General features: G+C 37.2%; 15 protein-coding genes, 1 tRNA gene and 1 pseudogene. 3 read left to right on the plus strand and 14 right to left on the minus strand.

Annotated elements, in window-relative coordinates; genetic code table 11:
* Nucleotides 1–414 (minus strand): annotated as a pseudogene (locus tag D7004_RS16635) (helix-turn-helix domain-containing protein); the annotation flags it as partial.
* A 382-nt stretch (nt 415–796) separates the two neighbouring features.
* On the opposite strand from D7004_RS16635, the gene D7004_RS16640 reads away from it, so the two are divergent.
* The gene (locus D7004_RS16640) at nt 797–1909 is read left to right on the plus strand and encodes a glycosyltransferase family A protein (protein WP_123206960.1); all 1113 of its coding nucleotides are present in this window, start codon (nt 797–799) and stop codon (nt 1907–1909) included.
* Between the two features lie 121 nt (nt 1910–2030).
* Here D7004_RS16640 and D7004_RS16645 read toward each other — a convergent pair whose 3' ends face one another.
* From D7004_RS16645 to metG, 4 genes are all read right to left on the minus strand, one after another.
* Complete coding sequence (locus D7004_RS16645) at nt 2031–2333, minus strand: hypothetical protein (RefSeq protein WP_123206961.1); 303 nt, start codon at nt 2331–2333, stop codon at nt 2031–2033.
* A 70-nt stretch (nt 2334–2403) separates the two neighbouring features.
* A complete protein-coding gene (locus tag D7004_RS16650) occupies nt 2404–3693 on the minus strand; it encodes a site-specific integrase (protein ID WP_123206962.1) in 1290 nt (429 codons plus the stop codon).
* Between the two features lie 249 nt (nt 3694–3942).
* Nucleotides 3943–4014, minus strand: a tRNA-Arg gene (locus D7004_RS16655).
* A 133-nt stretch (nt 4015–4147) separates the two neighbouring features.
* Complete coding sequence (gene metG, locus D7004_RS16660) at nt 4148–6253, minus strand: methionine--tRNA ligase (protein ID WP_123206963.1); 2106 nt, start codon at nt 6251–6253, stop codon at nt 4148–4150.
* A gap of 38 nt (nt 6254–6291) precedes the next feature.
* Here metG and D7004_RS16665 point away from each other — a divergent pair, with 38 nt between their 5' ends.
* Both D7004_RS16665 and D7004_RS16670 read left to right on the plus strand, forming a co-directional pair.
* Nucleotides 6292–7191: a S66 peptidase family protein gene (locus D7004_RS16665; protein ID WP_123206964.1), complete on the plus strand. Its 900-nt coding sequence runs from the start codon at nt 6292–6294 to the stop codon at nt 7189–7191.
* Between the two features lies 1 nt (nt 7192).
* The gene (locus tag D7004_RS16670; RefSeq protein WP_123206965.1) at nt 7193–7600 is read left to right on the plus strand and encodes a DoxX family protein; all 408 of its coding nucleotides are present in this window, start codon (nt 7193–7195) and stop codon (nt 7598–7600) included.
* A gap of 65 nt (nt 7601–7665) precedes the next feature.
* On the opposite strand, the gene D7004_RS16675 is transcribed toward D7004_RS16670, so the two are convergent.
* The 9 genes from D7004_RS16675 to D7004_RS16715 form a co-directional block, all read right to left on the minus strand.
* On the minus strand, nt 7666–9174 hold the full coding sequence (locus D7004_RS16675) for a RagB/SusD family nutrient uptake outer membrane protein (protein WP_123206966.1): 1509 nt from the start codon (nt 9172–9174) through the stop codon (nt 7666–7668).
* 11 nt (nt 9175–9185) lie between these two features.
* Nucleotides 9186–12389 (minus strand): SusC/RagA family TonB-linked outer membrane protein, encoded by a 3204-nt coding sequence (locus D7004_RS16680; RefSeq protein ID WP_123206967.1) that lies wholly within the window; start codon nt 12387–12389, stop codon nt 9186–9188.
* A 434-nt stretch (nt 12390–12823) separates the two neighbouring features.
* Nucleotides 12824–14455 carry a RagB/SusD family nutrient uptake outer membrane protein gene (locus tag D7004_RS16685; protein ID WP_208646875.1) on the minus strand — a complete coding sequence of 544 codons (1632 nt, stop codon included), beginning with the start codon at nt 14453–14455 and terminating at the stop codon, nt 12824–12826.
* A 23-nt stretch (nt 14456–14478) separates the two neighbouring features.
* Nucleotides 14479–17583: a SusC/RagA family TonB-linked outer membrane protein gene (locus D7004_RS16690; protein ID WP_123207204.1), complete on the minus strand. Its 3105-nt coding sequence runs from the start codon at nt 17581–17583 to the stop codon at nt 14479–14481.
* Nucleotides 17584–18012: 429 nt separating this feature from the next.
* Entirely contained in the window at nt 18013–18651 is a 639-nt protein-coding gene (locus tag D7004_RS16695) for a hypothetical protein (RefSeq protein ID WP_148042830.1), read from the minus strand.
* 98 nt (nt 18652–18749) lie between these two features.
* Entirely contained in the window at nt 18750–20159 is a 1410-nt protein-coding gene (locus tag D7004_RS16700; protein WP_123206969.1) for a RagB/SusD family nutrient uptake outer membrane protein, read from the minus strand.
* Nucleotides 20160–20171: 12 nt separating this feature from the next.
* Nucleotides 20172–23210, minus strand: coding sequence for a SusC/RagA family TonB-linked outer membrane protein (locus D7004_RS16705; protein ID WP_123206970.1), 3039 nt, complete (start codon nt 23208–23210; stop codon nt 20172–20174).
* A gap of 385 nt (nt 23211–23595) precedes the next feature.
* Nucleotides 23596–24138, minus strand: coding sequence for a DUF1735 domain-containing protein (locus D7004_RS16710; RefSeq protein WP_123206971.1), 543 nt, complete (start codon nt 24136–24138; stop codon nt 23596–23598).
* 34 nt (nt 24139–24172) lie between these two features.
* Nucleotides 24173–25750 (minus strand): SusD/RagB family nutrient-binding outer membrane lipoprotein, encoded by a 1578-nt coding sequence (locus D7004_RS16715; RefSeq protein ID WP_123206972.1) that lies wholly within the window; start codon nt 25748–25750, stop codon nt 24173–24175.

Raw genomic sequence — 25750 nt, forward strand, 5'->3', positions numbered from 1 at the left:
TTTATCGCCAGCTTTATGTTCGATGTGCATTACCGATCTGGAAAGCTGCAGATAGACCATTATGGCATTATTGAAGTGTGAACGACTATATCCATCCGGGTGCTTCTTTACATACTCCTCATGGAGAGATTCCCTTGTAACACCCTTTTTCTTCAATCTTTTACAGTAATCGGGTAATAATGTTTGGAGAATCTGCATACGGGGTGCGCTGGAGATCCTGGCCACGGGGGTAGTGAAAATGATGGCCAGATCGCTATCGCTCTTGGCATTGAACTCCTCATAGCCAATACCAAGTGTCTGCCAGATGCGAATATACTTTTTAATGGTATTGCGTGAGGTTGATACCATTGCATGGATGCGCTTGGTCCCAATCCCCTGACTGTACAGACGGATGATCTGTCTTAGTTTATTCATTTTGATAGGCTTATTGGACATTGTAATCAACAGTTTTTGTTCGGCTAAAAGCTAAACAAAAACATATTCCTACAAACCATTCAGCACAAACGAATCTGCGATTTCAAGGGGGTCAATTTGGATCGGCGCAAAGGGGTCTTTTTGCTTTGGCGGACCTTATCAAATTAACTCGGCAAAGGGGGGCTTTTTAAAGTGGCGAAAAGGGGTCAATTTAAAGCGGTTTATCCACCTTGACAGCTCAAAGAGATTGCACTATACTTGCATTAATAAAGAAATGATGCCGATAGGAGAAAAAGTCAGCCTGTAAAATTATACGTAGATCCAAAGCGTTGATATAATCTTTGAAGATTTTATTAGCTTTATGATCGTTTAACCATTACCCATGGGAAACATAAGCCATATTTTCGTCGTCGTCCCATTTTATAATGAGGAGCTCACCTTAGCTGCTACGATCCAGTCGCTGGGCTTTGGTAAAGGCTTTCCAACGGTAAAACACAAAACTTTAATACTGGTCAACAACAACTCTACAGATTCAGGTGAGCGGATCGTTACAGAGCTGTGTAAGGATTCGATAGCGGAATCTGTCTTTTTATTTCAACAGTCAGAACAGGGTATCGTAGCGAGCAGAAAGGCGGGTAATGAACATGCGCGGAATATTGTGGTCAAAAGTCGGATCAATCAGGAGAGCATTCTCATTATTCAGGCCGACGCGGACACCATTTACAGCACAGGTTATCTCGACGCAATGCGTTTAAAAGCAGAAGAAGTTGGCGCGAACGTGATGATTGAAGCGGAGACAGGTTATCCCGCATCTTTTTCGGAAAAAGGTAAGGTATTTCTACACACCTGCGAAGACATAGACCAGGAATGCGAGGTTTACTTCAGCGATTACCCCGATGATCTGATCATAGACGATAAAGCTGTTGCTTACCGCATGCAGGATTACTTTTCCTGGGGCGGACACAGAGTCATCCATAACGAAAATGGGGATGAGATACTGGCGGAAACGACCAGATTATTTATAGCAGCGAAATTAAAAGGGGCCTCAAGGGCTAAAACTTCTGGCGCCAGTGTCATTCATAGTGTCAGGGATATTTTGACTGACCCTTCATTGGTTTTTGCCACTGCCGGGTTTCCCCGTGAGCGACAGTGGGTTCAAAATTTTCGGTTGCTGGATTATCAATTTCATTTGAACGGAAAAGGAATGGACTATCTCATGGATCAGAGGAGATTACACCTCCTTGCGATATTCTGTGTGCTGCCAGCGCACTTTATACATATCATCGGCGGTGAACAAATTTTGAACCCGGTTTCGCAATTTGCCCTGATAAATCTGCCGACAAGAACCAAAATAGAGATTCATGGTCGTGCGGAATTGATTTTTGAAGATGTATTTAATCTGCTATCGGAACACGGGCAATCATTGCTGCATCTGATTTTCAACAACCGCAGGTTTTGTGGAAAACTAACAGATGAGCCGGAGAAAGATTTTTAGCTAATATTATTAGTTTTTATTAGCTTTATATCTGATTTTAATTAAAAAAAAGAATCTATGGGAAATTCCTTAAACAATACGGCCAGTCCGTTACAGAAAAGCCAGGATCTTTTTACAAAGATCAAGCAACAGGCACCAGCGCACCCGGCTGCTGCCAGTTTATTGTGGCATATTTCATGTCCCAGAATAAACCCTTGGGAAGCTCGGGCCGCTCTAATTTCGTTAGAACCGGCTTACGTTCAATCTTGATCTGATTATTCTCGAAAGGCAGTTTTTTTTTTGACAAGTGGTTGCTAAGGGTGTGATAACTATAACCTGGATAACTATCACAGAAATTTTTGAGACTGGAGAAAACATCCAACTCAGTGCCGGTGAATCGCTTCCAATGAACCAGTATAACCCGTGCTTGTCTTGTTCCCTTCATCAATACAAATTTACTAAAAAACTTTAATAGACTAATATACTGAAATATTTGCCGATTGGTGGTTAATGTTTTATTTATATTGATATAGTTTCAAGATTTTTACCTTTTCACTCTTTTTCTTTTTCGGTTCTTTATGCTTTACGCTCTTAGATAGTTTTTCAGCCAGTGCAGACATATCGTGTCCCGTTTTTGAATCCAATACCTTCGCATAATGCTGAGTGGTTTTCAGGCCGTTATGCCCTAGCATTTTCGAAACAGTTTCTATCGGCACGCCATTGGAAAGGGTGACTGTTGTCGCGAATGTATGCCTGGCCAAATGGAAGGTTAAAGTCTTGGTGATGCCGCAGTGATCAGCGATTTCTTTAAGATAACTGTTCATCCTCTGGTTGGAGTAGACCGGAAGTGCCAAACCTTTTATCTCGCAAATGGGATGGTCTTTATATCGGTCGAGGATTTCTTTTGCTTCAGGGAGGATAGGAATATGGGATGGCGTTTCAGTTTTAGTCCTGGATGTAAAAATCCATTCCTTGCCATCATCACCAAACTGAATTTCACTTCTTTTAAGTTTTTGGACATCTATATAGGCAAGGCCGGTATAGCAGCTGAAAACAAAAATATCCCTGACCTGGATATGCCTCTGCACATGTAGCCTTTTTGTGCGCATGGCATCAAGCTCTGCCTGAGTCAAAAATGTTCTTGGAGACGGCTTGGCTTTTAGTTTATAGTGAAGAAATGGATTGGCGATAATCCATCCGCTTGCCAGGCTGAAAAATACGATCTTCTTTAAATGAACAATATATTTTTGCGCAGAGATGGCCACGCATTCTTTCTCCACCCGAAGATAATGCTCATACCCGGTAATGAATCCAAAGTCGACCTTGATTAAGGGATAATCTGCTTTATCATACTTCGCTAGAATGTAGGCAGCAAGATGCTTTATTGAACTCTTGTAAGTCTTTAGTGTATTCTTACTGTAGCCATTGCCAATAAGCTCGGCCACTTTTTTATTATGCTCTTGAAAAATTTCAAGAATCATTTTTGATTTTGTACCTTTTCCAAGATAGTGGTTGCGGATGGTCTCTGCATCAATCTCTTCATCACGGTCTATCATACTGGTGTGGATTTTCCTGATTTTGGAAATGATGCTATTCATGTAATCGTTTAAAGCACGGCTTTCCTGCCTAGTGCCTCTGACTTTGTTGCGGCGATTGTCCCATTGCTCAGGCTCAATCTCCCTCCCGATTGAAATCTCAGAGCGTTTTCCGCCCACGGTGATGCGCAGGTAAATCGGCAACAGGCCATTTTCATTTTCTTTTTTTTGCTTTTTCAGATAGAAAAGCATACTAAAATTCTGGTTCATAAGCTTGAATTACTAGGTTAACAAAGTTAGATTTGCAACCTGACTAAAACAAGATGTTCGAAATTCGAACATGCTGACAATCAGTATTTTAAGCTCAATCCGTGGTAGAAATTTGATTCTTCCCAAAACTCACCGAATTACTCACCAAAGTGAGCGAAAACGACCTATTTTTGATAGTTTTTGGACAAAAACAAAATCCTGTAATTGTTTGATTTACAGGATTTTGAATCGTTTTAAAACACGTAAAAGTGGTCCCGACGAGAATCGAACTCATATCTAAAGTTTAGGAAACTTCTATTCTATCCGTTGAACTACGGGACCATATTATGCAATACTTCTATGAAAATAAACTAGCATTATTAACACAGCTGGCAAAGATAATCAAATTTATTAGTCTTCAATCTCTAGAAGTGCCTAATAGATTTGATTTCTATTTCAATGCATTTGTTGTAAACTACCTTACCACACTGCCTTCTTCAAATTTATCAGCAGGTGCAACAAAAGCGAGCTTACCTTCCGAATTTTCGGCCATCAATATCATTCCCTGTGATAAAATTCCTTTGATTTCTCTCGGAGCAAGGTTAACAATTATGCTTACTTGTTTGCCAATAATATCTTCCGGTTTGTAATGTTCGGCAATGCCTGAAACAATTGTCCGTTCATCAATACCAGTATTTACCGTGAGCTTTAAAAGCTTTTTTGTTTTCTCTACTTTTTCTGCGGCGATGATGGTAGCCACTCTGATGTCCATCGCAGAAAAATCATCAAAATTAATATTCTCTTTTGCCGGAATAGATGTGACTGTAGTCGCATTAGATGCCTTGCTTTGATTTAACTTTTCTATCTGATAATCAATTGCTGCATCTTCAATTTTTTCGAACAAAAGTACACCTTCCAAAATATCATGACCACGCTTAATAAGTGTGATAGAGCCTGCTTCTGCCCAACCTTGCTTACCGTTGTTCAGCATTTTCATTAGCTTATCAGCAGTAAAAGGTAAAAATGGCTCCATCAAAATTTGAAGATTAGCACAAATTTGTAAAGAAATATGCAAAATGGTACGAACGCGATCTTCATCCGTTTTAATCAGTTTCCATGGCTCCGTTTCGGCAAGGTATTTATTGCCTAGTCGAGCTACATTCATTACTTCTGATAAAGCTTCTCTGAAACGATAATTTTCAATAGATGCTGATATTTTTGCCGGAAATGCTGCTAAATCATCTATTACAGCCTGATCTTGTTCGGTAATTTCCATTAAGGTTGGTACTACACCATTAAAGTATTTGTGTGTAAGCACCATAACGCGATTTACAAAATTGCCGAGAATAGCAACCAGTTCATTGTTATTTCTGGCTTGAAAATCTTTCCAGGTAAAGTCGTTATCTTTAGTTTCTGGTGCTGTAGCAGTTAAAACATAGCGTAAAACATCTTGTTTTCCCTCAAACTCCCTTAAATATTCGTTTAACCAAACTGCCCAATTTTTCGATGTAGATATTTTCTGACCTTCAAGGTTTAAAAACTCATTTGCAGGAACATTATCTGCCAGAATAAAACCACCATGCGCCATTAACATTGCAGGGAATATTATGCAATGAAAAACAATATTATCCTTGCCAATAAAGTGCACCAATTTTGTGTCTTCATCTTTCCAATATTCTTCCCAGCCACACTTATCTGCTTCAAAATTATTGATGTAATACTCTTCGGCCATTGGATTCCAAACATCAAGCTTGGCGTAATTACAAAGTTCTTTAGTGGCAGATATGTAGCCAATTGGTGCGTCAAACCAAACATACAACACTTTACCTTCCGCATCGCGAAGTGGAACACGAATGCCCCAATCCAAATCGCGGGTCATTGCTCGTGGATGTAAACCAGCATTTAACCAGCTTTGACATTGTCCATAAACATTCGGTCGCCATTCTTTATGGCTTTCGATATATGTTCTTAATCTGTCTTCGTATTTATCTAGAGGTAAAAACCAGTTCTTGGTTTCTTTTAAAATTGGCTTATCGCCAGATAGCGTAGATTTTGGGTTGATTAAATCGGTTGCGTTTAGTGTCGAACCGCAGTTTTCGCATTGGTCGCCGTATGCATTTTCGTTACCGCAATTTGGGCAAGTACCGGTAATATAACGATCAGCTAAAAACTGTTTTGCCTTTTCATCATAATATTGTTCCGTTATTTCTTCCGTAAAAACACCTTTATCATAAAGGGTTTCGAAAAAATCGGCAGCAGTTTGATGATGTGTTGATGATGATGTACGATGGTAAATATCGAAAGACACTCCGAATTCCCTGAATGAATCACCAATTATTTTGTGGTATTTATCTACTACTTGTTGCGGGGTAATGCCTTCTCGTTTAGCTTTTAAAGTAATTGGCACTCCATTTTCGTCAGAACCACATACAAATTTTACATCTCGTTTATTCGAACGTAGGTATCTTGCATAAATATCAGCAGGAATGTACACGCCAGCCAAATGCCCAATGTGTACTGGTCCGTTGGTATATGGCAGTGCCGCAGTTACGGTATATCTTTTTATTTTACTATTATCCAAAACAAATTATTTAATTTGACAAAGATATCGTTTTAACCATGATTATACAGCCACCATATTTAAAAAAAGGAGATAAGATTGCCATTGTTTGCCCGGCAAAGAAATTACCTAAAACCATTGATTATGCAATTACTACTTTAAAAAGTTGGGGACTGGATGTTGTTCTTGGTAAAAGTGTTTATGCTGAGGAAAATCAATTTGCAGGAGCCGATGCTTTAAGGGCTTCTGATATTCAATTGTTTTTAGATGACCCAATGGTAAAGGCAATAATTGCTGGTCGCGGTGGTTATGGAACCATCAGAATAATCGATGACTTGGATTTTGGCAATTTCGCCCACAATCCGAAATGGATTATAGGCTTTAGTGATATCACCGTTTTGTTATCTCATCTCTTTTCGCAGCAGCAAACCCAATCTATGCATGCGCAAATGCCCTATACATTTGAAAGTTCCACTCCCGAAGCATTGCTATCTTTAAAAAATGCTTTATTCGGAGAAAAACAATCTTACACGTATCAAAGTGAATTTAAAAATCGGGCAGGAAATTGTAGCGGAACTCTAATAGGTGGAAATTTAACCTTGCTTTGCATGCTCCAAGGCTCCATATCAGAAATGGATTTTGAAGATAAAATTTTATTTCTTGAAGATGTAGGTGAACACGAATATTCTATCGACAGAATGCTGAGAATGTTAAACAGAGCGGGGAAACTTGCAAAGTTAAAAGGATTAATAATTGGCGCATTTAACGAAATTGAGCAAGAAAAAATACCATTCGGCCAAACTGCGGATGAAGTAATTTGGGATATTGTAAAAGAGTATAACTATCCGGTTTGCTTTAATTTCCCTGTGGGCCATATCGATGATAACCTAACAATGGTTGTAGGAGCAGATATTGAATTAAAAATTGAAACAAATAACGTGCACTTTAAGTATTTATAAAATGGCAATATTAGATAATTTAGGAAAATACCGAAACACAGGCTTACTGCTTTTAAGAGTTGGTTTGGGCATCATGTTCATTATTCATGGCTTCCCAAAATTAGCCGGTGGCCCCGATGGGTGGACTGGACTAGGTGGAAGTATGAAAGTAGTAGGAGTTGACTTCTTACCAACTTTTTGGGGTTTCATGGCCGCCGCTACGGAAACCTTTGGAGGATTTTTATTGATAGTTGGACTCTTTTTCAGACCAGCGAGTATATTATTAATTTTTACAATGATAATTGCGGCATTAGTTCACTTTTCTAAAGGCGATGGATTACAAGGTGCAAGCCATGCGATCGAGTTGGCAATTGTGTTTTTAGGCTTAATATTCATTGGCCCAGGAAAATATAGTGTTGATAAAAAGTAATTTGAATACGATCAAAAAACCCCAGCATGCCAAGGCATGCTGGGGTTTTTTGATCGTTATAGTATTTATGGATTCTGACCTGATGGACCAATCGCAGGATTGGAATCAATTTCAGCCTGTGGAATCGCCCATTGCCACTCAACACCACCAGCAGGAACTGATAAAACACCAGACAAAGCAATTGTAGCATTACCCCCTGTTCTATCCAATGGTGCATTCATTCTTTTCAAATCAAAGAATCTAAATCCTTCACCCCAAAGTTCAATTCTACGTTGAATTAAAATTTCATTTAGCAATGCTGTGCCAGTGTTTGTCGATAAAACATAACTTGGGTTTCTATTCTTAGCTAGTGTAAATAAGACGTTTTGTGCATTAATATTTTCTGCAGTAGCTCCTTCAATAGCGAGTCTCGCTCTTGCTTCCGCTTCGATTAAAAACATTTCAGCAACTCGCATATTCACAACATCACCAACGCTTGTAGTTCCAGCAACAGCAAATTTCTTTTGTCTATAACTAGCGGTTGAATTAGTTACAACTCCAACTGGTAACGAAAAGGTAGGGTTAGTACCAGTTGGATCCCATAAACCTTTACGAACATCAGTTGCCGGGATTTGGTTGTACAAAACGGAATTGATTCTTTTAGGATTTGTCCTGTTTGCGGTTGAATTGAATGTTCCTAAGTAAGCAAAAAATGAATAAAAATAAGTCGTTTGATCCTCCTGTTGTTTACTACCCCACATCCATTCCTGATTTGTATAGCTGTTAAATCCTGATAAATATTCTGCATTAGTCATTAATGTTAAACCAGTTCTGGCTTCGAGCGCATTTTGAGCTGCAAGTGCCCATTTACCTTGAGTTAAAGCAACTCTTGCTTTTATACCTTTTGCAACGTTAATATTAAAGTGCGATTTGTTTGGTCTGGCAGAAGCACCATTGAATGCCGAAATAGCAGCATCAAGGTCAGAATTTATCTGAGCATAAACAGCCTCAACAGTAGCTCTTGGCTTGCCAGGAGTTCCATCAACCTTGGAGGTATTTGAGATGGGGATACCTGCCTGTGTATTGTTGCCTGCAGCATCATAGCGTTTTCCAAACACTTGAACCAATTGAAAGTGAGCCCACGCCCTATAAGTTAAAGCTTCTGCTTTAATTGCCTTTTTATCTGCATCGCTACCTTCAGCGCCATCAATATTATCAATGATTAAATTGGCGTTTGTAATAATTCTATAATAAAAAGTATAGATAAATGAGTTATTTGCATTTGCAGCACTTCTGTGTGTAACCCATTTATGAACTCCAAAAGCAGTGGTGTTTATTGTATTTACAATATCTTCACCCATATAATCGATATTCAAATTCACAGCACCTTGTCCTCCTTCTTCTTGTCGGGAATACTGGATGTAAAGTGACCTATGAATTCCATTTAATGCCGCCATAGCATTTGTTGTTGTTGTAAAAACAGCATTATTTGAAACTGCATCCGTTGGATTAGTGTACAAATAATCCTTTTTACAGGCACCCATTGTTAGTGTTAAAACTGCCAATGGAAAAAGTAATTTATTTAAATTTTTCATGAGTTTCTTTATTAAAATGAAGCGTTTACACCAAAACTAAAAATCCTTGTTGGTGTGTAGTTATTAGAATTTACACCAGAAAAGCTTTCAGATGGGTCTAAGCCTTTACGTTTAGATAACAAGAATAAGTTTTCGCCAGATGCATATATATTTGCCTTGCTTAACCCTATTTTACTAATAAATACCTTAGGAATATTATATCCTAATACTGCTGATCTCATATTTAAATAAGAGGCATCAATCAAGAATCTACTAGATGTTGCATTGTTAAATGTTGAACGTCCAACGTCTAATCTTGGAATACCTGATGGATCTCCTACTTGCTTCCATGAATTTAAAGCATCTACATGTAAAGCACTACCATAATTAGTATATGACATTAAAGATTGATATGCTGAATCATACGCACGCCCACCAATTTGGTAATTCATAATTACTGAAAGTGAGAAAGCTTTATAAGTAAAAGTATTTGTTAAACTACCAAAGTAATCAGGAATTGAGGTTCCAGAATAAGCATAAAGTGCATTATTAGAATTAATAGTATAATTTTGACCATTTACCGTTCTCGTATCAGCAGCTGTACCTGGACTTAATGGATTAATTAAATACAAACCTGCTCCATCTGCTGGATCAACACCAGCCCATTGACGTAACCAGTATTGATATCTTGATTGACCAACAGCGTATTGTTTTGTTCCATCGATAATTGTTGGTGTTTCATCGGGCATTTTTGTGATTTTGTTTCTAATTAAAGACCAATTTATATCCATAGCCCATTTAAATGAACCCACTCTGATCACATCACCACCTAAGTTAATTTCAATACCTTTATTCCACATTTTACCAATGTTTTTAGGGAATGTTCCGGTACCGTTACCAATTCCTAAACCTGATGATAGAGGAAGAGGTACATTGAACAATAAATCTTTAGATTGCTTATTAAAAACCTCAAAACTACCATGCAATCGGTTTTTAAATAAACCGAATTCTAATGCTGCATCTATTTGAGTTTGTGTTTCCCAAGTGATATTAGGGTTTGCAAGACTTTGTAAAAGAATACCAGGTTCAGCAGAGTTATTATAATCTAAACTATAAAGCGACCTATCTAAATTGTAACTTCTAGACCCGTTTGGATTTAACAAATCATCGTTACCTAATGAACCATAAGAAGTGCGAAGCTTTAAATAACTAACCCAACTAACATTTTTCATAAAGTTTTCTTCACTAACTAACCAACCAGCACTTCCTGAATAAAAATTACCCCATTGAAGACCAGGTCCCCATTTAGATGAGCCATCTCTACGATATGATGCAGAAAGGAAGTATTTAGAATCATAATCATAATTCAATCTGGTAAAAAATGCTTCCTTTCTATAATCCTGCAAGTAGGAACTCAAATCACTTGTTGTAGCAAAATTAATTAGTTCGCTATTGCCATCTAAAATTTGTGTATTTCTGGCACCAGTTAAATATTTATAAGCATAATCATAATTATTATGTGCTAGCAATACATCAAATGTACTTTTACCAACTTTTTTGTTGTAAGTTAATAATTGCTCGATTGTGTAAGTTGTAGTGGTTGTAGATGTATTTCTTGCTCTACCGTTTGGCGCACCATCACCAACAATTTTATTTTGATAATCAGCAAAAGAATAATTTGAAATATCAACACCTAAATTTGTTCTTAATTTAAAATCTTTCAGAAAAGAAATTTCGCCGTATGTTCTTGCTCCTAATACGTTTCTTTTAATTTGAGTTGAGTTTAATAAAGTTTCTTGCAAAATATGTCTACCAGCATAAGCACCCGATGGACGGTTCGGAATACCCAAAGAAGTTAATAAGTTACCTGTATCGTATATCTGATTACCTTTGGTATCTAAAAGGTAAGCACCATTGGTTTGGTTATGTGCATATAACGGATAAATTGGGCCAATATTCCTAGAAAAGTTAAATGGGTTAACAATACTTCCACTTCCATCTGCATCAGCCTGATTAGATTTTGTAATATTAGCAGTTAAGTTTAAACCAGTTTTAAACCAGGTTAATGGTTTACTGTTAATGGTAACGAGTCCGTTAATCCTATTAAAATCTGATCTGATAATGTATCCTTTTTCCGTAAGATAACCTAAGGATGCGTAGAAATCAGATTTTTCTGTTGCACCGCTATATGACATAGAGTAATCGCCCCGTTGTCCGGTTCTTTCTAATGGAGTTCTCCAGTTCAAATCATCAGCATAAAGAAGAGATGCATTTGGGTTCAGTATACCATCTAAACCTACAATCGCGTTATCGGCAACATTAAAAGGATTGTTTCCTAATAATGCTTTAATACCATTTGTTGCCGTTGCATTAGCAGTTGCCAAAGGAACACCGGTTCCTGTAACTGGATAAACTAAGCTATTACGATAAGCTTGCCAAGCCAATGGATAATATTCATTTGCATTTACAGTTTCATATTCAGGAATACCACGAGATGTTATACCTTGAATAACTCTAAAATCTAATTGTTCTTTTCCCTTTTTACCTTTTTTAGTTGTAATCAAAATCACACCATTACCAGCGCTAGAACCATATAAAGCAGATGAAGCCGCATCTTTTAATACTGAAATACTTTCCACATCATCGGCATTTATATTACCTATGTTTCCAGAATATTGAATTCCGTCGACAATATACAATGGATCGTTTGATGCAGAAATAGAACCGAAACCCCTAACACGAATTGTTGGACCAGAGCCTGGTTGCCCGCTACCTGCATTTAACTGAACTCCAGGAGCTGCACCTGCTAAAGCACTATTAATGTTTGTAATTGGTCTCTCGGCAATTTTGTCACCCCCAACTGTAGATACAGAACCTGTGTTCTTACCTTTTGTGGTTGTGCCATAGGCAACATTAATTACAACATCTTGAAGATTTGTTGCATCGTTTTCCAATTTAACATTTGCAATGCTTGATCCTGTTAAGGCTACTGTTTTGGATGAAAATCCGATAAAGCTAAAAGTTAAGCTTTTGGTTGACGAAGTTACTCGGATGGAGTATTTTCCATCGTTTCCAGTTACCGTGCTAGCTGACGTGCCAACTGCTTTCACGCTTACACCTGGGATGGGAGATCCATTTTCAGCAGATGTTACTGTACCATTAATCGTTCGTTCTTGAGCAACTGCTGTAAAAGCAATAAGCATAAGAAAGAGCAAACTTTGTAGAAGTTTTTTCATAAAATTTAGTTAAAGTTTTAATTAGTTGGGGTCTAAAATATATAAAACTGAAACGTAATGCAAATTTTACAATAAAAAACAAACAAATTAGGAGTATTCTTTAAAGCTATAATCCTCAATAAATCAATGCAAACTTAATCTATCATGGTTGAAATGGGCATTTTATTTTTTTAACAATTACAATTGTTGCATTAATTTATTCTGTTCAAGACAAATCGAAAGATGCATGATATGTCATCAAGATGCAGATTGATGTATAGGTTTAATAAACTGCGATGAAGGAAATTTTGTTTAAACCAAAGCTTTCTCGAAATATCAATCGAAGTCAGTTTACTGTTCTATAGTTTGGATAAGAAATAGAAAATACTCTCTTATCAAAATTAAAAACCCCAGCAGGCCAAGGCATGCTGGGGTTTTTTGATCATAAAAAATAACTAGTAACCAGGGTTTTGCTGACCAGCTAAAACAGGGTTAGCTTGAGTTTCAACCGTAGGAACAGGCCATATAAATCTAAAACTAGTTGCTGCACCTTGATAAGGAATGGCAAGTATTGATCTTACACCAGTATATCCTGCTCCTGCATTATAAGCTGCAAAAGTAATTGTAGAGCTAGTTTTTGCAGGAATACCATTTGGCGCATATAAATTTTCTTTAGCCAAACGATGAATATCCATCCAACGCTTTCCTTCGCCTAAGAACTCTATCCGGCGCTCATTGATAATTGCTTGTATTAAAGCGGCATTTGTTGCGAAGTTTGCAGCAGTGTATCTGTCCGCTGTAGCAACAGATCTGTTTCTGACTGCATTTAATAACAATAAAGCTTGTGCTGCATTTCCATTTCTAGCATATGCTTCAGAAACATTTAATAATACTTCTGCATAACGAATGATAGGATTGGCATCAGTCCAGGTTGCAGGATCTTTGTACTTAGAGCTAAAGTAATATTTAGCAGCCACACCTGTTGCAGCATCTGTTGTAGCCAATAAAGTTCTACGTAGATCTGTTGCTTTCCATGATGGATCGTTCCAGATGATAGGCGATATAACAACTAAGGCCCTTCCCGGCGCTTTTGAATACATGGTACTTAATGAACCGTTTGTACCAGCACTACGGATTGTTGAATTTTCTATTGAGAAAATTGACTCAGAGTTTCCATAATTAGCGCCTACACTAGCAAATGGTCCATCAGGTGTTGCGGTTAAGGCATAACTTCCTAATGTTGCAGGAGCAGTAAAAGTTGGACCGGCAGCAGATGTTCCTAATTTTGCACCCTCAGTAATTACACCAGCATAATCTCCCATGTGTAATTTAACACGTGTTTTTAACGCTACAGCAGCTCCTTTCGTTGCACGTGTGATTCTAAGGGAAGCAGTAGTTTGAGCAGCTAAATTGGTTTCAGCAAAATCAAGATCCGATAAAATTAAATCATATCCTTGTTTTACTGTACCTCTGCCCTCGTTTTTGTACTGTTCTACCAATTCAGGGGTGTTAATTCCTACTGTACGAAGAACGACACCCTGATGAGTTGCACCAGCAGTTTCATTGTAAGGTAGAGCAAAGTGAATTAACAATTCGTGGTAACTCAAAGCTCTTAAGAAACGGCATTCAGCTTCTCCTGCAGTAGCAACCTCTGCAGTAATAGTACCTGCTGCAACAGCCTCTTTCAATTTTGCAATTACAATATTTGCACGGTTAATGGTTGCGTACAGGCTTGTCCACATTGCAGTGTTGTTAGCTGTAGTAGCATCATAACTATTTTCGTAAGTCACTAAGAAGAATGAAGGTATAGCCATCATATCCTCTCCTCTCATATCTCCCTGAATGGTATTCGCAGCTCCAAAAGGATAGCCACGATTAGTGCCATCAGTATATGGACTAGATTGAGCTGCACTGTAAACACCTGTAATTGCTAAAGCAGCACGTTGAGGGTTTGAATATGCATCATCTTCAGAAAATGTATTATCTGGTACAATATCTGTATATTTTTTGCATGAACCCGCAAATAACATTAAGCCAAGTAAAGGTAGCACCCATGCCTTTCTGCTTATAAAATATCTATTTTTCATTTTAAAATCTTTAGTTGGTTTGATTAAAAACTCACATTTAAACCAAATGTGAACGTACGTTGTTGTGGATTACCATTAAAGTCTACACCAGCACCTGTTGTGTTAGTTTCTGGATCAAGACCTTTATAGCCTGTGATTACAAAAAGATTTTGAGCGGAAGCATATAATCTTATGTTGCTAACTTTTAATTTGCTAGAGAAGCTTACCGGAACTTTATATCCTAAAGCTACGTTATCCAATCTTAAGAATTTTCCATCCTCTAAGAAACGAGTTGTGGCATCACCATCTCTGTTTATAAATGTAGACCTTCCAAACCATTGTCTTGGTGTAACACCATCACCAGGGTTTGCAGGGCTTTGCCATCTGCCTAAAATTTCAGCACCGTTATTTACAAAGTTTTGATTTAATTGATCTACACGAGTTCTGTTATAGATTTTATTTCCACCTTGAAATCTTAAAAACACATTTAAATCAAATCCTTTATAGGTAAAAGTATTGTTAAAACCACCAAACCATGTTGGTAACGATTTACCCAAAACTTTTTTATCAGTAGTTGCAGATAAAATTGCATTAGCACCAGTAGCACCTGGATTAGCAGGATCGTAAACATTATAAGTTTGGTTGGTGATGTTACCTTGGATAATTTGACCATTTCCTTTAACGTATAATGGATTACCATTTGCAGGATTTACACCAGCATACTCATAACCATAGAAAGCATTTAAAGATTCTCCTACGCGGATGATGTTATAAGTACCTATCTGATCTTGTCCTTCTCTTAATGAACCAACAACATTTTTTTGAGTAGTAAATGTGATGTTTGCATTGTATGTGAAATCTTCTGTTCTAACAACATCGCCACCTAATGAGAATTCGAAACCAGAGTTAACGATATTACCAATGTTTTGTGTGATTGTATTTGATGGAACACCTAAAGACGGAGCTGTTGGTGCATTTTGTACCAAACCATCAGTATTTTGTCTGAAATAATCTGTAGTAAAATTAATTCGGCTATCAAATAAACCTAACTCTAAACCTACGTCAACTTTCTTTTGAGATTCCCACTGAAGGTTATAGTTTCCAATGTTACTGAAACCGATACCAGCTTGTGCGCCATAAACAGCTGCATTATACTGACCAAGGTATCTGAAATTTCCAATATTAACGTTACCAACTTCAGCATATGAACCACGGATACGTAAATCTGAAACAAAATCTAAACTCGATGAATTTTTAAAGAATGATTCTTCTGAAATACGGTATGCTGCTGATACTCCAGGGAAATAACCTTTACGATTTGCTTCTGGTAAATTAGAGTTTTTATCCGAACGGATTGACCCACCAATATAGTATCTGTTTTTATAGTTGTAGTTTACACGAGCAAGGTAAGATTCTAATGCAGTTCTTGCTAAAGCTCCAGCTGCTGTTGGCGTAACAAATGTTCCAGTAATAATATTTTGATTCCAGTAAATATCGGTTAAGTTAGAAACCGTAGATTGAAAGAATGAGGACCTATCATTTTGAAATTCTTGTACTAAAGTAACGCTCAAATTATGCGATTCTGCGAATGTTTTATTGTAAGATAATACGTTTTGAAGATCTAATCTTATGAATGGGCTGTAAACTTGAGACAAACTTCCATTGCTACTTACACCATCACCAGCACGTGGATCTGTATATGTAAAATCATCAATGTTTTGATTATCTACACCAACCTGAGTTCTGAATTTTAAACCGTCAAAAATATTTACCTCTGCATAAGCAGTTGCTAATAAACGATAGCTCTGAGATCTTCTGATATTATTATCTAAAACAAAACGTTGGTTTCCAATATTATCAGATATTGTAATTAAATTATTACCTCTACCCAGTGCAGTTCTGTTTGGAGCAATGTTATAGCCAGTTACGTTAGTTGCATCATATACCGGTACGTTTGGTAACATACGTAAACCACCAAAAATATTACCTGATAAAGTATTACTACCCGTTTGAGGACCAGTATTATCTTGATAAGTAAACCCTGATGTTAAACCAAAGCTAAATACTTTATTTACCTTTTGATCAAAATTTGCCTTGATTGAATATCTTTTTAAAGAGTTTGCAATAATTACACCTTCTTGGTCGCTATAACCTAATGAGAAATAGTATTTTGCTTTATCTGTACCACCAGAGGCAGAAACTGAATGATTTTGTTGAGTTGCAGTTCTGAAAAGAAAATCTTGCCAGTCCGTATCAACAATTCCTCCCTGACCATCAGGCATAGAAAAAGCCTGAGGTAAGTTGCCGGCAGCAACCAAACGCTCATTAGCAATTTCAATAAATTCAGCAGCATTTAATTGATCATATCTTTTTGATACTTTACCAACAGCATAATAACCATCGTATGTAAATGTAGATTGACCAGCTTTACCTTTTTTAGTTGTAATTAAGATAACACCACCTGCAGCTCTTGAACCATAAATAGCCGTAGAAGCTCCATCTTTTAAAACTTCGAATGATTCGATGTCGTTAGGATTGATATCTCCCAAAGCATTTGATGATGTAAATCCACCAACATCGCCGGAGACAATCGGAACACCATCAACAACGTAAAGTGGCCCCTGACCAGAAGTAATGGTATTTGTACCACGGATACGCACCTGAGCTGGCTGACCTAACAAGCCACTTGGAGTTATTACCTGAACGCCCGCAGCTTTACCCGCTAAAGCTTTATCGAAAGATGGAATAGCTCTGTCATTAAATTCTTTAGCTGATATACTAGATTGCGATCCGGTAACATCTTTTCTGCTTACCGAGCCATAACCAACAACTACAACATCTGTTAAAGTTTTGGCATCTGTTTCTAAAACAGCATTAACGACATTAGCAGAGCCTACGTTTTTAGATAGCGTTAAAAATCCAACAGATGTGAATTCTAAGATGCCTGATGCCGAAGACATTTTGATGGTATATCTACCATCTGCAGTAGTACTTACTCCGTTAGATGAGCCTTTGATTTTTACACTTACACCAGGAAGTGGAAGACCATCTTCTTTGCTTGTAACTGTACCTGTGATTGTTCGTTCTTGAGCTACTGCTGTAAATGCAATAAACACTAACACGAACAAACTTTGTAAAAGTTTTTTCATGAAATTTAAGTTAGGGATGAAATGATTTGTGGCGCTAATGTATATAAAAGTATAATGTAATGCAAATTTTACAAAAAAATTAAAACAATCTCTATTATCTGTATTTCTTGTCCAAATGATGCCAAAATCAGAGTTCTGGTGCGAGAATCCCAACATTTCAATTTAAAACAGGAATTTAAAGACAAAATTGCATCAAAGAAAATACAGTTACATTAAAATAGGATTAGAAAATAATTGTGTGTTTAGAATAACCTTTAAAACTTAAATTAAAAAGGATGAGATGGTTTTAAGAATACGCTAAGTTAAAATAGTCTTAATTTCACTACTTTAAAGAATTGTAATAGGTAACTATAGCAATCAAATCCTCATCTCTTTTGAAGCTAGATTTATGTGCTTAAACAGCGAAATAACACAGAATTAATCTATAGTTTATATTCCTTGGTTGATATTTCTAATAACAGCAATAATATCTTCTTCTTTTTTCAGGTTGAATTTCGCATCACTTGCAGCAGTCGAAGTAACACCTAGTGCTATTAATGCATTTGCTACAGATTTCTTATCTAGCTTAATTTCCTGAAAATTTTGATCTTTGTTGAGGTAGTACTTAGTTGTCAAAGTGAAACGCTTTTCTGTTACTTCATTATATCCTTTAGATTCCATCACCGTTTTTTTACTATGCTTTAATACAGTGATGGTTCCTTGTTCAAGAACTTCATAAAGGCCACTTTCGTTATTCACATTAATGGTTTTATAGGTACTACCGTTAACGAAAGTTATATGCGAAAGCGGCAGGTTTAGCACCATTTCTGTTTGGTCTTGACCCTCAAATATTACACTTTCATCCACTAAATTCAGTTTTACATTTATAGCATTAAAAACTTTGCCATTCTGAAGCGTCAAATCGGCCTTTTTCCAACCGTCGAAAGCATATGCATTACCTTTAACATAATCATATCTCGGTGTTTTCACTAATGTTCCAGGAGGCAAGGGCAAGGGGGGGAATGCTTGATTGTTAAGCATCCTAAACTCACCTTGGGTCTGAGCTGAAGAGAAATAAAATGTTAGCATAAAAGCAAGAAACAAATAATAGCATTTCATAAGACTAGTTTAAAATTATTACCTAAAATAACAAAATCCCGATAGAAACCGGGATTTTGTTTAGATTTTTAGTAACCAGGATTTTGCTGTATTGCTGGATTAGCAAAAAGCTCATCTTGTGGCAGTGGTAGAATATAATTTCTTGCATTGGTAGCAAGTGTTTTAGGTATTGCTGCTCCTGAAGTAATGTCATTATCATTTCTTACAACTGGCAAACCTCTTCTTCTTAAATCAAAAAAGCGATGTCCTTCAAATGCCAATTCCTTAAATCTCTCTAACAATATGCCATCAATAAGCGCTGCTTTAGCAGCGAAAACTTCATTAACATAACCTGTAATTCTCGCTGCACGCACTGCATTAAGTGCAGTTGCAGCACCTCCTAAGTCATTTAGTTCGGCATTTGCTTCAGCTAAAATCAAATACATTTCAGAAACACGAAAAACTTTAATGTTATTGAAACGATTTGTGGCATCCTGACCTGGGTACTTATTAACTTTCCATCTTTCTCTTGATGATGGTACAGCTGCGTCATTTAAGATAAAGGCGTTATAACGCACATCTGTAACTGTATTATAAGTATCAATAAGCTTATAAGACGGAGAGAAAAATACATCAGTATTATCATCTGTCCAAAGTGTTCTTACTGAGCCTGTGTTAGAATTTCTTCTCAACTGGAAATATGTTTCAGAGGTATTTGAGTCTCTCCAAATATTAGCATAAGCTGCTCCTGTAGCCAATGTACCTTTTAAAGCAATAGCCTGGCTGGCATACAATTTTGCATTTGCCCAATCCTTTGCATACAATGCTGCCCTAGCCCTCATCGCTGAAATTGCTGGCTTAGTTATACGAAAAATATCTGTAAAAGTACTTGGCATTAATGCATCTGCTTCAGCGAAATCAGCATTTATTTGGGTCATAACCTGTCCGAAAGTACTTCTTTGAGGTTTACCCAATATATCTGACTGCAACATAATTACTACACCTAAAGAATTGTTTTCATAAGTTGGAGCAAACCATCTTAGCAATTCGGCATGTGCAAACGCTCTGATTGCCAGCAATTCAGCTTTTAATCGAGGTTTGGCAGCAGCCTGTGTAGTATTGGAAACGGCTACAGCATCGTAAGCTGCCAATGCTCTGTTCACACGATCGATAACATTATATAAATTTGCCCATGCTGCCTGAGCGTCTCCTGCTCCAGCGTCAAAAGCCCATTTATGAGGTAAACCATAATTTCTGGCATTATTGTCGATTGCCCACCGGGCCTCATCTGCCATAATGGTATTAACAAAAAGCGACTGTGTATAAGCAATATTTGAATATGCGCCAACTACAGCACGGTCAAGGTCATCATACTTGGTAATTGCCGTTTCGTTCGAAATAGTATCCGTAGGCGACAAGTCTATATTTTTCTCGCATGAAGCAAAGAGCATACTTGAAACAAGCATTACTCCTAGCATTTTATTTATTTTATTAATCATTTTCTTTAATTCTTAAAATTTAACTTCTACACCAAATGAAAAATTACGGGGGGCTGGATATTTGAATTGTGCAATATTATTGCTGTTTTCCGGATCAAATCCACTCCACTTAGTCCAAGTTGCCAAGTTCTGACCCATCCCATAGATTCTAATTCCGTTCACATATTTTAGTTTTTGAATAATTTTCGTCGGGAAGTTATAGCTCAAAGTTAAGTTTCTCCAGCGGATATATGAAGCATCCTCGATATCGAATGAACTAAATTGCCTTTGAGATCCTAGCCTTGCAATGTTTGTGATTTGTCCCGGAGTTGACCAAGCATCAGCCATTCTTCGTTGTTGATTATAGGCTGAAAAGTTACTCGTGCTTGATAAGAAAAACGATTCATTATTAAACATTGAAAACCCTTGAAAGTATGCGAACAAAGTGCTGAGGGAAAATCCTTTATAAGAAAGAGTTGTTCCAAAACCACCTGAAGTAGGAGCATTATAAGTTCCAAACTGAGCAACACTTTGAGCTCCAGAATTGTATACGTTTGTGGTTGTACCGTTAATTTCTTTAGTATTCGGATCTACATTATAGTATAAAGGGTCTCCATTCGCAGGATCAACCCCTGCATAGTAAGGGATATAGTGACTTCCAACTGGCAAGCCAACCCTAACTATTGATGTTCCCAAAGGATATTCAGTAGCTTGTCCTAAGTTTGTGATTTCATTTTTGTTGTAAGCAATGTTTGCATTGATGTTCCATACCAAATCAGTATTAGAAATTACGTCAACACCTAAACTTGCTTCGATACCTCTATTTCTTAGGCTTCCTGCGTTGATAGCTAAACCAGCAAACCCTGAAGTGAATGATAATTTTTGATCTAAGAATAGATTTTTTGTGATACTATTATAAACCTCAACTGATGCTTTTAAGCGGTTCTTCCATCCGGAAAAATCTACACCAATATTCGCTACGTTAGTATATTCCCAATCATAGTCTGGATTACCTGGCGAGGCTGGGGCTATACCAGCAACACCTGCATAAGATACGTTGCCATAAGTTGGCAAATAACCAAAATTACTTTGATTTTGCGCTGTTGCAGACTGACCATAACTTAAACGTAAATTCAATGCATTGACAAATTCACTTGATTTTAAGAAGTTTTCTTCCTTAACGTTCCAATTGGCACCAAAAGAGTAGAATCCTTGCCAACGATTCTTTTTAGGAAGCTTCGATGAACCGTCTACACGATAGGTTGCTTGAACAGTATATTTGTTATCATAAGTATAGTTAACTAAACCTATGTAAGATGTGAAACCATATTCTGTCTTACTACCACCAACAGTCGGAATCAGACCATTTGTGTTTGTTCCAGGCGTGATACCCGCCGGCGTATTTAATAGCTTAGGGTTGATACCAAAACCTGTGAAGTTAAACGTATTATTTCTGTTTCTAACAGCTTCAATTAAAGCATTAGCATTAAGTTGGTTTTTACCCCATGATCTTGCATAAGTTAATCCTGATGTCGAAGTCAGGTTTAAAATTCTTGTCACAAAATCTGCATAAGAACCTTGGTTACCGCTTTGTACACTTACACCAGCATTCGAACCCGGAAAAATACTTCTCTCTTGTACTGTCTGACGATAATCAACACCTAAATTGGTCGTAAGTTTTAAACCGTCGATAATTTCAAAAGCCGCATTGGCAACAATAGTAGTTTTTATTTGATCTGTTTTTGACGTAGAATTATATAGCCTGTCCAATGCATTTGAACCTAATCTACTATCGAGCAAGGTACCATACTGAGTAGTAAAAGGATTGAATGGGCTAAATCCGTTCGTTGTATTATTTGTAGTGATTACTCGTCCATCTGGTCCATAAGGATTTTCCCATGGGGTAGCTAAATAAACAGCTGCGAATGGATTTGCAAGGGCTACAGCGGCTTCTGATTCAATAAAGTTTGACTTAGACCAACCCAAACCACTTTGTAAACCTAAGGTTAACCTACCAGAAGTATGATCTAAATTCGTGCGAAAGGTATAACGATCTAAATTTGATCTTAAAGCAATACCTTCGTGTGAGTAATAATTGAAACTAGTGAAAAAACGAGTTTGGTCATTACCTCCAGATGCTGTTACTTCATGTGTTTGGAACTTGCCATCTCTAAAAAAAATGTCAGACCAGTCCGTATTAATTTTGCTAATTGAATCTCTAAGCGCAGCTCGAACCGTAGGATTGTATGGTGAGGTGGTATTATTTGGTGATAGTGTCCAACCTGTTCCAGCCCTGCCTCTTTCCTGCAAAGCTAACAATTCACTGGTATTCATCATATCAAACTTATCTTGAGTTCTTACATCGACACCTCCTTGAACGTTGTAAGTCACTCTAAGCTTTCCTGAAGCACCTCGTTTAGTCTTAATAACTACAACTCCATTGCCACCTCTAGATCCATAAAGTGCAGTACCTGAGGCATCCTTTAGTATAGTAATCGATGCAAAGTCGTTTGGATTGATAGTAGAAAATGTAGCTTCATCAATTGCAATACCATCCATTATATATAGCGGAGTAACACCTCCCTGAATGGAGTTTGCACCACGAATACGGATACCTGCATTAGAACCAGGTTGGCCAGTTCCTGATAAAACAGTAACACCGGCAGCCTGACCTTGTAAACGCGAAGTGAACGATGGCTGTGGTATATTTTCGATTTGCTCTGCTGAAACAACCGTAGAAGCCGAAACACTACGAGCTTTTGAAGTCTGAGAGTAACCTGTTACAACAATCTCGGATAACGATTGTGCATTGGAAATCAAAGATACAGTAGCATTAGTTGAAGATTCGATACCGATATCTTGAGCTACATAACCCAAAAATGAGATCGTAAGTGTTTTAGCTGATGCTGGTACTCTTAAAGTGAAATTTCCATTGGTATTAGTTTGTGTTCCAATAGTGGTGTTTCCTTTCACTCTAACAGAGGCCCCAGGTATTGGCAGACCATCTTCTTTAGAAGTAACAGTACCTGTAATAGTTCGGTCTTGAGCCATTGCATTAAAAGCAATGAACATCAACACGAACAAACTTTGTAAAAGTTTTTTTATGAAATTTAAGTTAGGGATGAATGATTTATTAATCCTCTAATATAAATTTATGACGACTTAATTTAACATATATTAACATTCCTAAATAATATTTTGACAAAAAGAAGACAAACAATTTCAAATATTCATTATTTCCTCATTTTTTCTAATCTGGTTCTAATCTAGCTGAACATTCCATAGCATTACGTTAAACAAAAAGCCAAGCAACATGGGGTTGCTTGGCTTTTAGTATTATAATAATATCTAATCAACCAGAATGGTTGCTACGGTAGATGAATTAAATTTAAAAAATAATAGCCTGATAATATTAGATTACCAGGCTATTTTGAATTTTGTACTATTAATATTCTTTTTATTGTGCTGCTACAGCTACGATAATCGTTCCAAAATTACCACTAATTGTACCTACCGAAGTACTTCTTATTGACAAAGGTATGGCATATGTTTGTCCAGCAACGTAATTATTTGTGTTGATTGGAATTGTAATATCAACACCATTTTGACCCGAAGGAATCACGACGCTTGAAGGCAATACATACCATGCAGAAGGCAATAGCGTATAAGTTCTGCTTGCCTGAGTATTATGTAATGTTAAAGCAGCTGCGTCTACACCTAATCCAACGGTAACATCAGAAGGTGCCGGTTTACCTGTACCAACGTAATTAATTCTAATCTTCAATTGCGAAGCCGTTCCTTTAGGCAAAGTTAGCTGATAACGAGCCAACCTAACACTTGCCGTTAATGATCCTGACGCAATAAAATCAGGATTATCAAACTCAATTATTGCGCCTGCACCATTCGGCGCATCGGGGCCTATTAGCTCCTTTGATTTCAGGCAAGAACTTAGCGTTACTACCATGAACAATATTGCTATATTTTGAAATATTCTTTTCATTTCCTTAATATTTTATTTTTAATTATAACCGCTTTTATCTAGCCCAAAATATTTTAGTACTGTATTTATTAACATCCTTTGGAACATTTGCCGGATTATAAGTAAATTCTGTACTAGGATATAATAAGCGTGTTGGTAATTTATCCGAAGCAGTTGACTCGCCAGCAATAGATACAATAGTTTGTGCTGGAGTAGCTGCACTAATATCAGGATTACTAACAGGATATCCTGTACGTCTGAATTCATTCCAGGCCTCATCACCAAATAACATATTCAAAGCAATGTATTTTTGCGTAATGATAGATTCAAGCTGTTGAGTTGCACCAACTGCTAAATTATAATTTGCACGGTAATTTGTTGAGTTTGCCGCTTGATAAGCAGTCGCATCAGCAACAGGATCTTTACCTGTAGCAATAGCTCCAGTATTTGTTTTATACATAAATCTGAATGCAGACTGGATTCCTAAATTGTAATTGGTTTGCGCAGAACCTGTTACAATGATACCTTTTAAAATACCTTCTGCCTGTAAAAAATAACTATCTGCAGCTAGAAATAATGGTTGAGGAGCATCAGGACCTTTAAAGATTCCCTGAGACTCAAATGTTGTTGCATTTGTTCCTCTAAACCATGAGTTTGGAGTTGCACCACGACCTGCTGTAGCCAATTGATTGCCTAATTGGTTTGTTGCAGTGGTTATACCATTTTTATAAGTAACATTTGCTCTTGCAGGATCGGTTAATTTAGTTCCGTTGTAAAATCCCATAACAAATGGAGTAGGTACGTATTGGGTACTTCCAGCAACAGCCGCATTTGCAAATGTATAAACAAATGAATTCCAGAAAGGGTTTTGTTTTCCACTTACCTTAGCGTAACCAGGATTAACCTGAGCATCGTCATCTAAGAAGCCAGCAGCATCAAACGTTGTATTTGAAAATGTTACTTTATTTCCAGCCCTTAAAATTAATCTCAATTTAAGTGTATTTGCAAATTTTATCCATCTGGTGATTTCCAATGTCGCAGACGAAGTACCAAATATAACATCTGCAGCTTTGAAATTAGTTGCAGCAGAAGGATTAGCCTTAAAAGCTACAATAGCGGCATCACATAAATCAGCTAGAGATTTATAAATATCAACTGCTTTATCATATTTAGGTGTAACACTTGATCCACCTTTCAATGCATCCGTATATGGCACATCGCCATACTGATCTACTAATCTCTGAAATGCATAAGCTTTCATAACTTTAGCAGCAGCATTAAATTGTGCATATCCAGCTTTACCTTCTGTGTTATCAATAACGTATTGAATATCAGTTGCTATGTCATAAGTATTATTCCATAACCCCTGTTGATCTGTAGAAGCATAATTATATGAAATTATAGCGCCCCAACCACTCACACCACCGCCGTTAGCTAAATACCCAACAGTCTGAGCGCCGTATAGGTTATAAGCCCATGTTTGATTTGCCACCGCAACCATTGCCTGCGGTAGAACCAATTCAGGAGTTCCAGAAATAGCCTGATTTGGGTTTGTGTTAACATCAAGGTATTTCTTGCATGACGAGATGGAAATCCCCGCTAGTGCAAAAAACAATATAAATATTTTTTTCAT

Origin of the sequence: Pedobacter jejuensis, from assembly GCF_003725795.1 — a bacterium.
GTDB lineage: Bacteria > Bacteroidota > Bacteroidia > Sphingobacteriales > Sphingobacteriaceae > Pedobacter > Pedobacter jejuensis.